This is a genomic window from Syntrophorhabdaceae bacterium (assembly GCA_036504895.1).
Lineage (GTDB): Bacteria > Desulfobacterota > Syntrophorhabdia > Syntrophorhabdales > Syntrophorhabdaceae > PNOM01.
In genome coordinates this window covers 1-12,692 of record DASXUJ010000098.1, presented here as the reverse complement: position 1 = coordinate 12,692, position 12,692 = coordinate 1, and the positions used below count along the sequence as shown (strand labels likewise).

11 protein-coding genes are annotated in these 12,692 nt (G+C 48.9%); 4 read left to right on the top strand and 7 right to left on the bottom strand.

The genetic code is table 11. From position 1 onward, the window contains the following. Both VGJ94_14220 and VGJ94_14215 read left to right on the top strand, forming a co-directional pair. Nucleotides 1–1,039, top strand: a 1,039-nt coding sequence (locus VGJ94_14220; GenBank protein HEY3277769.1) for a virulence RhuM family protein, incomplete at its 5' end; no start/stop codon positions are given. A gap of 50 nt (nt 1,040–1,089) precedes the next feature. Beyond that, a complete protein-coding gene (locus VGJ94_14215) occupies nt 1,090–1,917 on the top strand; it encodes an IS1 family transposase (GenBank protein ID HEY3277768.1) in 828 nt (275 codons plus the stop codon). Here VGJ94_14215 and VGJ94_14210 read toward each other — a convergent pair. Continuing rightward, entirely contained in the window at nt 1,906–2,163 is a 258-nt protein-coding gene (locus VGJ94_14210) for a hypothetical protein (protein HEY3277767.1), read from the bottom strand. The two genes, VGJ94_14215 and VGJ94_14210, sit on opposite strands and share 12 nt — an antisense overlap. 7 nt (nt 2,164–2,170) lie before the next feature. Continuing rightward, complete coding sequence (locus VGJ94_14205; GenBank protein ID HEY3277766.1) at nt 2,171–2,503, bottom strand: type II toxin-antitoxin system HicB family antitoxin; 333 nt, start codon at nt 2,501–2,503, stop codon at nt 2,171–2,173. A gap of 268 nt (nt 2,504–2,771) precedes the next feature. Between VGJ94_14205 and VGJ94_14200 the strand changes: the two genes are divergently transcribed. Beyond that, nucleotides 2,772–3,986 carry a J domain-containing protein gene (locus VGJ94_14200; GenBank protein HEY3277765.1) on the top strand — a complete coding sequence of 405 codons (1,215 nt, stop codon included), beginning with the start codon at nt 2,772–2,774 and terminating at the stop codon, nt 3,984–3,986. 146 nt (nt 3,987–4,132) lie between these two features. Here VGJ94_14200 and VGJ94_14195 read toward each other — a convergent pair whose 3' ends face one another. The 5 genes from VGJ94_14195 to VGJ94_14175 form a co-directional block, all read right to left on the bottom strand. Continuing rightward, nucleotides 4,133–5,134 carry a transposase gene (locus VGJ94_14195; GenBank protein ID HEY3277764.1) on the bottom strand — a complete coding sequence of 334 codons (1,002 nt, stop codon included), beginning with the start codon at nt 5,132–5,134 and terminating at the stop codon, nt 4,133–4,135. Nucleotides 5,135–5,221: 87 nt separating this feature from the next. After that, the gene (locus tag VGJ94_14190; GenBank protein ID HEY3277763.1) at nt 5,222–5,728 is read right to left on the bottom strand and encodes a hypothetical protein; all 507 of its coding nucleotides are present in this window, start codon (nt 5,726–5,728) and stop codon (nt 5,222–5,224) included. Next, nucleotides 5,725–6,681, bottom strand: coding sequence for a BON domain-containing protein (locus VGJ94_14185; protein ID HEY3277762.1), 957 nt, complete (start codon nt 6,679–6,681; stop codon nt 5,725–5,727). Before VGJ94_14185 ends, VGJ94_14190 begins: the two co-directional genes overlap by 4 nt. Before the next feature lie 304 nt (nt 6,682–6,985). Beyond that, entirely contained in the window at nt 6,986–7,891 is a 906-nt protein-coding gene (locus VGJ94_14180) for a hypothetical protein (GenBank protein HEY3277761.1), read from the bottom strand. 363 nt (nt 7,892–8,254) lie between these two features. After that, nucleotides 8,255–9,733, bottom strand: coding sequence for an IS1380 family transposase (locus tag VGJ94_14175; GenBank protein ID HEY3277760.1), 1,479 nt, complete (start codon nt 9,731–9,733; stop codon nt 8,255–8,257). 1,287 nt (nt 9,734–11,020) lie between these two features. Here VGJ94_14175 and VGJ94_14170 point away from each other — a divergent pair. Beyond that, nucleotides 11,021–12,151, top strand: coding sequence for an MBL fold metallo-hydrolase (locus VGJ94_14170; GenBank protein HEY3277759.1), 1,131 nt, complete (start codon nt 11,021–11,023; stop codon nt 12,149–12,151). The last annotated feature ends 541 nt before the right edge of the window (nt 12,152–12,692 follow it).

The following is a 12,692-nucleotide window of genomic DNA, read 5'->3' as shown; positions in this document are numbered from 1 at the left end:
AATAGCCTTACCGCTCGATAGGCAACAAACAAGCTTTATGTTCTACTCCTCTTCTGATGGTTCAATCAAGGTTCAAGTGGCTGTGGGAGATGAGACCGTATGGGTTTCGCAAAAAGTTATGGCAGAGATTTTTGGTACCTCTCGGCAAAATGTCACTGGGCATTTAGGAAATATATTTGACTCTGGGGAGTTAGATGAAAACTCAGTGTGCAAGGAAATCTTGCTAACTGCCTCCGATGGAAAAAACTATGCAACCAACTTTTATAATTTAGACGCAATTATATCAGTAGGGTACAGGGTGAATTCATACCAAGCTACTCAGTTCAGGAAGTGGGCAACAACGGTGTTGAGAGAATACCTAATCAAGGGCTACTCGTTAAACGATGATCGGCTTAAACAAGGCAACCAATTGTTCGGCAAGGATTATTTCGATGAGTTACTTGACCGAATAAGAGAGATAAGATTATCAGAGAGAAGGTTCTATCAAAAGATAACGGATATCTATAGAGAATGTAGCATAGACTACGACAAAGATTCTCCTCTGACGCAACGGTTCTATGCCCACGTTCAAGACAAGATTATTTTTGCCGTTAGCGGCCAAACGGCCGCTGAATTGATTAAACTGAGGGCGGATGCCTCCAAGCCCAAGATGGGGTTGTGTTCCTATAAAAATGAAGGCAAGCGAGGGAAAATTACAAAGGTAGATGTGGTTGTGGGCAAGAATTTCCTCATCGAGAACGAGATGGATGATATGAAAAGGTTGGTCAGCATGTATCTTGATTGGGCTGAGAATTTCGCCAAACGACGCAAAAGGATGACTATGGCGGATTGGATAGAAAAACTTGATCAGTTCTTGGAATTTAATGCTTATGAGGTTTTACAGGGTTATGGCAGAGTTAGACGAGATGACGCCGAACGTCACGCTTATGCCGAATATGCTATTTTTCGAGTGAAACAGGACAAAGAATTCAGGTCAGATTTTGACGAAATCGCAGACAAGATCAGGATAACGAAGGCCCTACCAAAAATGACTGATTAATCTATCATTATGTACTTGACATGCTTGAGCGGCTTAAGTATACTTATAATATGAACAGGCTAAACAAAGACAAGCAAGCTCAGATATTGGCGGTTCTTGTTGAGGGTAACAGCCTTCGGGCTACGGCAAGAATATGTAACGTAGCCTTTAATACCGTTCTTAAGTTTGTCCCTGAGATCGGCAAAGCCTGTGCGGAGTTTCAAGACAAGGCATTGCGCAATCTGCCCTGTAAACGGATTCAATGTGACGAGATATGGTCCTTCTGTTATGCCAAAGAGAAGAACGTGCCCGAAGACAAGAAGGGCCAGTTTGGGTATGGGGATGTATGGACATGGACAGCCCTGGACGCCGATACAAAGCTTATGGTTTCATGGCTTGTTGCTGATCGTGGAGCGGGCGCGGCAATGGAATTTATAAGTGACCTTTCCGAACGTCTACAGGATAAGGTGCAGCTTACCACAGACGGCCACAAGATGTACCTTAACGCCGTCGAGTATGCCTTCGGTGGCGATATAGACTATGCCATGCTTATAAAGCTCTACGGCAACGAAGGTCAACAAGGAGACACAAGGTATAGCCCCGCTATCTGTACTGGTGCTGAGAAGAAAGTAATATGCGGTAGGCCCGACAAAGAGCATGTATCTACGAGCTATGTAGAGCGGCAAAACCTTACAATGCGTATGAGTATGAGAAGGTTTACCCGGCTTACTAATGCCTTTTCAAAGAAAGCAGAGAACCATGCTCACGCCGTGGCCCTTCATTTCATGCATTATAACTTTTGCCGGATTCATAAGACCTTGAGAGTTACCCCGGCAATGGCGGCGGGAGTTACGGAGCGTGTGTGGGAGATAAGAGATATTGTTGATTTACTTAATTAACCCTAACTCCCTCATTTCATTTTCTGACCAAGAGATATAATCTAACAATCCTTTCAACATCTTAGGTCCATATGTTTTACCTGAGTGGAAATGGATGCCAGCTTTACGACCATCTGGGTGGGAATAGAGCAATATTGAGCCTTTGCTTCCATCTGGTTGCCAATTTTCATCATTGTCTAATGCTTTCTTGAGTTCTTTTGCGGTGGTATTCTTGAGTTGATTCCAGATGTGGGGAGGATAAGTCATCCAGCCCTTATATCGCTATCCGCACTTCCTCTGTATGTCTTTGTTGGGCTGGGCACAAGGTGGAGGACTGTTCTTCTTGTGGTGCCTCTACGACTTCCAGCGGAATGGGTTTGTTGTGCTTTATTAAGGATTGTATATAGAGTTCAACTGCCACTTTAGCGTTATCTAAGGCTTCCTCTTTCGTTTCACCATCTACATGGATGCCCTTAAGGACGGGGCAATAAGCATAAAAAGATGGTCCGTCCTCTTCAACGCAAATATCTACTCTAAATGTAATCGTAAAATCCTTAGCAGGACGCGCTGACATGTTTCCCCCTATTTTTCCCCTCTGCTTGCTCATTATCTTATGCCCCATTTTGTTTGTCAACACTAAATGCACAAAAATGTGCATTTTGATTGCTGACTACCTATCTGAATATAATGTCGTGACCCGTACACTTCAATCCTGATGCTTTATCGGATGATAAAAAAGATAACTTTAGTTTAATGCTCAAACTGAGTCACTACCCTCTTTCTTAATTTATTGACAAATAACTCTGACAAAAAATATCATAGGATGTATCTCATAATGGTATGGTAGAAGGTTTCCTTAGGAGACAAACCCCCACATGGAGCTAAAACAAGCGTATAAAGTACTGGAATTGCCTCAGTCTGCTTCGATATCAGATGTCAAAGAGGCGTATAGAGATCTTGCTCAAATTTGGCACCCTGATCGTTACTCCCATAACGAAAGGCTTCAGAAGAAAGCTTTAAATAAAATGAAGGAGATAAATGCGGCTTACGACTGCCTTTGTCGATATCTTGACAAAGCGAACTCTGAAGCTTTTACGAGTCGAAAATCAGAGCATCAAGGTTCCAATGGCGGCTTCACTTGGACAATTATTGTTTGTCCACACTGCGGCGCCAACAATAGGGCGCATTCGAACATTAATCTTACAGCAGCCAAATGTGGAAAATGTGGGAAATACCTTGTTGGGACGCAGACTGGACAACCACCTCCTCCACCAAAGCCCGATCCTCACGCCGGTTCCCTTTGTGGTGATGGAGCCTGCACCGGCGTCATCGGGTTTAACGGATCTTGTGGGGTGTGTGGAAGGTCATACGACGAAGGAGTTGCCTCAGAAAAAGTCAGGACGGAAGAAAGTAAGCAAAAGCACTCTCAGGAGACTCAAGGTCAAAAACAAAACAAGAAAGTTATTTTATATTATTTAGTGGGCATCGGTATATTTTTGTTGCTTGCTCTCATTTTTAATACTTATCACACAGGTTCCTTTAGCCGAACAGTTCCCGATATTAGCGATCCCGCGGGTCAAAAGAAATCGACGAATCAAACGATTGTATCAGAAGCACTCAAAGCTCCGACAAAAACCGAGCCTGTTAATCCAAATCGTTTGAAAACCGGCGCTGCTCCTTATATCGGATGGTTCATCGGATCAGGACATTCGGAAATCACTGTAGATAACGGCACAGATTCTGATTCGGTGGTAAAAGTAATGCGCTTGGGGAATGATGCTTCCTCCAAAATCAGAAATTTCTATATTCGTGCTCATGAACGCTTCACTGCGAAACGGATTCCTTCGGGAGAATATGTTTTGCGAGTTTCATTCGGGATGGATTGGAATCCAAAAATTAAAAAATTTAATTACCGAAAATCGTTTTCTGAAACTCAAGCATTTACTATAAACGAAACTTCATGGACAGAATCAAAAGAGGATGGTGAAATGGTCCGGACTAGATCATCCAACATTTCGATAACTTTACATAAAGTACCGCATGGAAATTTTCGGAGCAATCGCATCGATGAAGATAAATTTCTTGAATAGCATCAGTTTATTCCACATATTTTCAAGAATTCTAGACCCTCAATGATGGTTAATAACGATAAAAAAACAGAACTGCACATCATGTATCGAGTAATCTTGGATACAGTTGGGGGACGTCCTTGATATATTGACATTTGACATCTTCTTCAACCCCTCGACTTAAAGACCGGCAGCGCGCCCTCAATCTCCCGGGACAGCGGGTCGGTTCTCCCTCGTGCGGCGAGCCTGGATATTGCCGAAGGGGTCAGGTTCAAGACCTTTCCTGCCTCAACGCCCATTATCCTCAACCGGTCGAGAGCCAGGTGGACGATAATGGCCCGCGTTCGTGAGACCGTCCTTTGTTTGATGGGGCTTCTAATTAACCCTTCATCGGTATTGAAGTGACGGGCCACATCTTTAATGAGCGTTTCGAGGGTAAGTCCTGTTTCCTTCAACTCAAGTCTTTTCCGGGAGGCCTCTTCAGCTCTTCTAAGGACCGAATCCACGAAGTCGCTCCTTCCCAGTATCCGCTCATCGCTTTTGACGCCTTCCCTTCTCAACTCCTTCACTTCAACCCGTCCTCGGGCGGAGCGTATCAGCCCGCCCCCGGTTAGTTCCGGTTGGGGGCCCAGGGAGATGCCTTTTTCTACAAACCTGCGATATTGTGCTTTTTGACCGAAAAGACCGAGCATGGACGTGTCCTGCCACGAACGGGTCAGCTTACCCATAATGACGGCATGACCTGTTCGCGGATAATGATCAAGCTCCTTCATGGTATGGATAATACCTGCCCGTATGGGGTTCAGGTGGATATAGCGGATGAGTTCGAGGAAATAGGGTTCGTCCTCCACGAGAAACGCCTTATAGCGATTCTGAAAAAGATGGCCATGACGTGTGTGACGCCTGTTGAATTGCTGGGCATACCCCGTGAGGAGTCTCCCCATGACGGTGGAGAGGGGAAAGGCTCCGGTCCGGATGAGGAAGTGGCCGTGGTTCGTGAGAAGGGCCCACGCGTAACAGGAGGTTCCGGTTTCGGTAAGAATGGCGCCGAGACGGGCAAGGAAGTTCTCGCAATCCTTACTGTCTTCAAAGACAGAGCTTTGTTCGATACCCCGGATGATGACATGATGAAGCACACCGGTCAAATCTATGCGTGCGTGACGGGGCATAAAAGAATTATATCACGGGGGAGAGGAAATGTAAATGTCAATATGTCAAGGACGTCCCCCATTGGGTACAACCAATAGTTTCCTCGTCTATTTCCGTCGCTTCACCGTGAAATCGGTTGCTCCCTTTTTTTCGGTGTCTTCGGCCCTGATAATGCCTGTTGCCTGGTAAGACCCCGGGGGCAGGTCCGGAGGTATGCCAAATTCAAGCGTCAGGACATGGCTTCCTTGAGCCTTTCGCGAGGCCTTTCGGGATAACTGCAAATCCATTTTCGCTCCGGAAAGGGCAATCACTTCAATTACATCGAATTCCTTCGCTTTATCAGTCGAGGAGAGCATGTAATTCATCTGAAAGGTCACTTTGTTTCCACGGGTTACCGTGACCGGTCGAATAACCGGCAAAGAGAGCGTTATATCGACATCGATCTTCTCAACCCTTGAAGTATCTGCCAATCCATCCCTGGACTCGGTCTTCTCTTCTAAGGGTCTGCTTTCAATCTTCTTGGGCAGGTTTCCCTGGGCACAACTAAAAAGAATTGCAGCCAGGAAAAGAACGACCGGAAATCGCAGCGGGCTCGTAAGAAAACGTACTCTCATATATCCTCATATTGGGGTTCCACCACAAAAATAATGTCTTTAATGCCCTTTATTCCTTTCATTCCTTTCGTGAAGGAAAGCGCCTTCTTTCTCTCATTTTTGCCCTGTACCGTCCCCTTGAGGGTGACCACCATATTTTGATCTACCTCAGCCGTGACACTGCTTATTCCTTTATTTTGCAGCAATAGGTTGATTTCGCTTTCGATCATGGCCGGACTGACAGGCTGCCCCTGGGGTTTTATCCGAATATTTGCCTCCATGCCCTTCAGGTCGGCGTAGGATGATATTATCGCGAGCGCGTGAGCCTTCACGGTTTCATCGCCGACCACGCCGGTCACCACAGCCTCCATATCCTGATTCACTTTGACCGAAACTGTGTGAATATGATTGAATCTCAGGCTGTTGTTAATTACTGTTTCTATCCAGGCAATATCCGGCTCGTGAGATCGCGAGGGAGTCGCCGAGGGGGAAACCGGCTTAGCAGGCTGTATGGGCTCCTGTAAATTTTTGGAAGGTGCAACTATGGTCTTGACCGAGCCTACGGCCGGTATTTTTCCGCCCACGGACAGGGGCATTCTAATTTGATTTTGTAAAAGGGAACGCCAATATAAGCCGCCGGCCACACATGCAACCAGCAAAACAAATGCGATTGCAAGTAGTGTGTAGTTCATGGACAGCTTGAACTTCGAAGACCTCCGATGAACGGCCTTGGGTCCAACACCTTTTGCGGCACCATCTATTTCCTGCGCATGATCCGTTAATTTCCCGTCAATTGACTTGTCTACCCCAGATGTTTCCCTGTCGACCATGTCGAATTCGGCGTTTTTGGATGCTTTCTCCCCCGGCGCCGGTTTTAAGGGTTCATCTTCTTGGGAAAAAAAAGTGGCGACTTCGGAAGTAGTTTCCTCGGCAGGTTCAGCCTGTGGCATTCGCGGCGGTGTATCTATCTCCACTGCCTCATTGCGCAGACCGCATTTCGGGCAGAATTTCGTGCTTTCCGGCATTTGGGTGGAACAATTTTTACAAATCATCGGTCAAATCACACCTTTTGCTCGTCCCGGCATAGTGCAATCTGAAAACAACTTTAGTACTTCTGGTTTCTTGCCATGATTACCCCACCTTCTAATCTATTAATTCTTTAATCCTTGCATTTCAAGAGGAATAGGGAAGGATTACTTTGAAGAAGCACGCCCGCCGGATGCCCGCAAAAAAAACGGGGGCCTTAAACCCCCGTTTGTCCGGTTTGCCTGAGGCGATTTACCTCGGCTCTTTCGGCACCATAGCCTGAAAGCTCCCGGTTCCCTCGAACCACTCTTCCGTTGTGGTGAGCTGGGCCCTCACGGTAACCGTTACCTGGTAGATGGCCTTGTGCTGTCCCGACGCGGGAAGGAGGCCCAGGAGCGCCGCGTTCAGGGACTGGGGATTGTTCGGGACGTTCTTGTCATACCGCAGGAACTTCACGTGAAGGCGATTGGAATCCGCGCTCGCAGGAGAGCCGGGGGCCCGGAAAATGGCCACGGCCGCATCCACCGGGGCACCTCCGGGCACCGGTGCCTGTATCCTCGTGATCTGCACCGTATCGGCATCGATGTCCCTTTCCGAGTGTCCCTCAGGAAGACTGATCTTGCAGCTTACCCAGTTTCCTTTTGCGGCGAGATTGAGCGTTCTCGGGTCGAATGCGGCCTCCATGGTCTGATTGACCTCGTGACCCTGGAGAATGTACTGGTGGCCGTCCGCTGTTGCCTGATAGAGCACGAAAAGCTTTCCGCCTTCTCCGAAGGCGATCTGCTTAAATGTGCCCGCCACATCGGGAATTTTCGGTTGCGGGGAAAGGACGGCAATGCCGGCCGCGGCAGTCCACGTGACGACTGTGGTGTCGTTGATTGCGAAGACTGTTCCTTTTTGGGAGACCGCAAGATCGGTCGCTTGTGAGACATCGACGCCCGTGCCCGGCGTGCCCGCCACGGTCGAAGCAAGACTCACCGCGACAATCTGGCCTGTCCCATTGATGCCGTATAATGAAGAGTCTGCCGACATTTTCGTAAGGCTTGTGGTAAGAAGATCGTACGGGTCATCCCAGGCTACCTGCTGTGCCGATGCATTCGTGATACCCCACCCCAGAAGCACACTGAATGCGACGACTGCCATCACCAGCTTTTTCATCTTTTACCCTCCCATGCTAAGAATACCTGTGTTTTTCGTTGTCTCTGACAACATTATGCGGTACCGAAGAAACGCACAGGCACGTTGTCTGATTATGGTGTTACCTACACGCATAGTCACTTTCGACGGACATGTCAATTAAGGATAGCTTCCACAATCCACCACCTCTTTTTCCCAATCCCCACTTTTCCCCTCTCCGGGCCATCTTTTCCAAACACCTCTTAAATCGGCATCAAATATGGACCCTTGATCCCATTTCGTTTATTCAGACATGGCATAAGCCTCTCTGACGGGCAAGATTTAAGCATACCCCTCCTTTCGTGGTCTGCTTTCATATAGAATCTCCTCGTCGCTTCTCATCATCTACCCCGAAGGCGCAAGCTCCATGATTCTCTGCCGCGTAGCGAGCAATATCTCCTGTTCCCCGGAGATGCGGATGACGAGTTCCCTCGCATGGACCAGGACTCTTCCCGGCAGGTTGATGAGAGAAAAGCGGATTGCCTTCATTCTCCTGGTAGCCCATGATCCCTTTAATGCCAAGCGTTTCATTGCCGAATTGAGATTAAACGCGAGGACCATTATCCACCACCAGGCGGCATTCTCACCGAACTTCCCCGAAGGGAGCCTTCCTCCCGCAAGGTCCTCTTTCATGATGGAGTGGGCCTCTTCGGATTTCCCTGCACGCTTATAGTGCCATCGTATCAGATCGTCACCCTCCATGTCCCTGTTTGTGACGATACCGAATATCTTGTAGCGTTTCCTCTCCATCATCATGGTGGGGAATGAAAGCTGCCCTTCCATGCCGGGAAGGATATCCTGTTTTAGAGGCTCACGGGTAGCAAGGTAGCGGTATTCCGGGTCCTTCCTGCTGTGGCCGACGGCATTGGGTACATAGGCAGTCTCGGTCCATTCCTTTCCCGTCTCCTTCCCCTCTTTGAGAAGCGGTTTCCATTCTTCCGCTTCGGCTACCGCCTTTTTGAACTCAGGGATCACATCCGCGCCTATGGCGAACTCGATTCTGCCGAAGCGCTTATTCCCGGCATTTTCGCAATACTTAAGAAGATCATGCTGATACCCTGCCGTATCGGAACGGAGATAGACTTTCTTTACTCCGGGAGGAAGCTGGCCGAGGGCCTCCTTGAAGACCCTAAGCTGTTCATGTCCTGCGGGGACATTGCCGTCCCTGAACTCGGTATGAAGGATCAACTCTTGTTCTGCCCACCAGGTATTGAAAGGTTGATAAGCCCGGTAGTGTTTATAACTGAAGAGGGCACTTCTCTTCGATGTCTCTATGAGGGTTGCGTCCATATCGAGGGTCGCTTCGGAGGCAGACTTTACTACAGAGTGAACCAAATCCCTATTTACATTCATGAGATTTATAAGGTGCTCATTCGGGGCAGGGATGAAGGCTTTCCCTTTTTCCCGCTTCTTCTCTTCTTCGGGATCATGGAAGGCATCGAGATATCGGAATATGGGTGAAGGAGAAGGAAAGGTGCGGCGGCGTTCTTTCTTCCATTGCCTTTCTTTTATTCTCCGCTTCTTACGGGTAAGTCCTTTCAATCCTATTCTTCGTAAGACCCTGCAAAAGCCCTCATCCTTTTCAAGCATATTTACATCGTCAACGCTGTCACCTCCTGCAAGGTTCAAGAGGATGAGCGAGAGGATTACCTGCTCGTCAGACCAGCCCTGGGAGCCCTTTATCACGTGCATGCGGGTCGCGATAGAGTCCGAAAGGCCCAGGACCGAAGCGAGATCGAGGTAGAGAGGGAGGCCTGCGAGAGCGGTCATACCCGATTCTCTTTTCTCTTCTTCATACTTGTACGGAAGCAGACCCTGTGGCATAATTGATTCACCTCGTTGGTGATGGAATTTGGTGTGGTAACTACATTCTATCATCCCTATTCGTAGGGGCCAACGAGGTTTTTAATTATTTTTGATGGGAGATTGAGGGCTTCACAGGAAAGCCGGCACGGCAATCGAAAGCCTCCGTCTTGTAAAGCATTGTATCAGAGCCCGGTCCAGGTTTTATGTGATAAATGCCACACATTTGATGAGGTCCCACAGTTTTGGGCCCCGTCTGAATATAGGGTGTTCCCTTGAGGGTCCTCTGATAATGTCTTCGTTATTCTTTGCATTTCGCATTCCCATCGGATAAATAGCCGGCGGAATGAATAGCCACACGATTTCTGTTTTTATTCAACATCGATATTTTCTGAGGAACTTTATGTTAAAAAGCGCTTTGCCAAACCGGGCATCGTCCTGTTCGCAGCATCACTATTTTCCTGGAATGCCGCTGCAACGGACCTTGCTCAAAATAAAGGCTCTACGAAGAATTGGACAAGGTATAGATAAAATTCCAAGGCCAAGCAGGGAAAAATAACGTCTCAGAAAAAGACGAAGCCAGCAAAGAGAAAGGCCTGAAGGAGCATCTTCGGATGATAGGCACCGGAGTAGGGGACATCCTTGACATATTGACATTTGACTTCTCTTTCACCCCTCGTCTACCCCGAATGATGACATGATGAAACAGACCGGTCAGATCTATACGTGCGTTACGGGCATGAAGAATCACACCACGGAGTAGCGGAATCGTAATGCAATACGTGATTCGTGAGAAGCGACTCACTTTCAGGCAAATAGGCCCAAAATAGTGCACCTAACACGCTGTAAATACAGCATAAAATATCGTGTCCGCAGCCACTATTTCAGAAATGGCACTTACTTCCCAGGAATCATATGTCAAGAGCGTCCCCTATAGCGCGTGCAGGCCGTGGTTAATGGAGATTTTACATTGTTGGAAATTTATAGTTTCTGACATAGCTGTTGACGGGGGGAATGCAGGATGTCCCCTTCGATTGTCCAGGCGGCTGGCATTCGAAAGGAGATTCTTTTTCTTTGACAACCATTCCCGCCAAATAGTAACGTAAGGAGAATTATCAACCGAAAGGGAAACCGGAATTCGTGTTCCGGGTAAAGGGAGGAATTATGGGCCATCGCATCACGCGAAGAAATTTATTGAAGTTTCCAGTGGCGGCCTTGGGGGCGTTCGGCCTCGGAAGCTTGACGTCACGCCGGGCACGCGCCTCGGAACCGGCGGGAGCGGCTTCGGGGAGAGGATCCTTCCCTCGAATGAGAGCCCTGAAAACAAACGAGATGAGGATCACATTTCTCGGGACTTCCTGTATTCCCCGCACTGCCCAGGAATGCAACAGCGTATATGTTGAAGTGGGCAGCGGTGATCAGTTCATATTTGACTGCGGAACAGGAGTAGTAGCCAAGTACAATGCCATGGGCATCCCCTTTTCGAAAATGGACAAAATATTTCTTACCCATCTCCACGGGGACCATATATCCGACCTCACGCACATATACTGTTTCGGACCCTCGGGCGACCGGAAGACAGCTCTCCAGATCTGGGGACCCAGCCGCTCCAACATGGTGAACCCCACAACCGCCGAAAATCCCGACGACGGGACCATTGCATTCTGTAATGCATTCCAGGCGCTCACGAGCTGGCATGTGCAGGCATTCAGTTTCTTGCAGACCGGCCTTGGAGCGAGGGGAACCGGGAACAACGGGTATGACCTGACAGTGTCGGAACTGGACTGGACCCAGGATAACGGCCCCCCCTGCTATAACAAAAACGGAGTGACAATCACCCATTTCCCCGCGGCCCACGACAGGAACGGCTCGATAAGTTACAAGCTGATATATAACGGTATGTCCATGATCTTTACCGGCGATACGAAGCCCAATGATTATGTCATTGAGCATGGACAGGGGGTGGATGTCCTGATTCATGAGATGGTCGTGCCGCCCGACACCTGGGCGCAAAAGAACACAGGGCTTAAGCCGGGGCAGGCGGGCTACACTCAGGCAGTGCAAACGGCCCAGAACATCCAGGACAGCTCCCATACCCCGCAAAAAGCTTTCGGCTACATCATGAGCCAAACCAGGCCCCGACTGGCCGTGGTTACTCATTTTCAGGTCAATCCGGATACCACGGGTCCCGCGCTCAGGGACATTCGTACCTGGTACAACGGCCCTGTCATTTTCGCCACGGATATGTTGTCCCTGACCGTTTCTCCAACCAGAATTACGCAACAAAGGATTATGATCGATAATTATGCATGGCTGGCGCCCGGAACAATGCAGGCAGCCTTATGGCCCGCAGAGTACCCGACTCCCACGTCCCAGCTCGACCAGATAATCCTTCTGGACCATTGCATTCCATCGACAGTCTACGATCCCCCCGCATAGAAGGTCTCTCGCCTCCGGCTTGGGGTCGGAGGCGAGAGACCTTTGATCGAGCCTCCCCGCGCTTAAAGCGCCTACTGTTGGTCTCGCTCGTACCCCTCCGGGCACAGGCGGTGCGAGCTACATCGCGCGGGTAAGTCACCGGATTCTAGATCATTAAATGGTCGAAATTGGGTTTGATCGGCGCCTCGGCTAAAAGGTCTGGGTCTGGAATGCCATTTATCCGGGACGGCAACGCCTTCTCCAGACCTTTTGCCTCGGTACTAGGGGGTTTATGGGTACTGCAATCATCGGGGCTCACACAACCCCGTTACGCCCGCCTTGATCCCTGTCTTTGTCCCCGCCTTTGTCTTCCACTAACGACTAGAGACTAGAGACTAACGACTGCCTTTACTACTTTCCCGTAAATGCAGGTTTTCGTTTCTCAATAAACGCCTTAAACCCCTCCCTGCCGTCTTCCGAGACGTAGGTGACGAGGAAGCAGTCATTCTCGTGGTTGAGGGCGGACTGGAGGTCCATGTTGATGCCGTTGTCCATGGCGTTC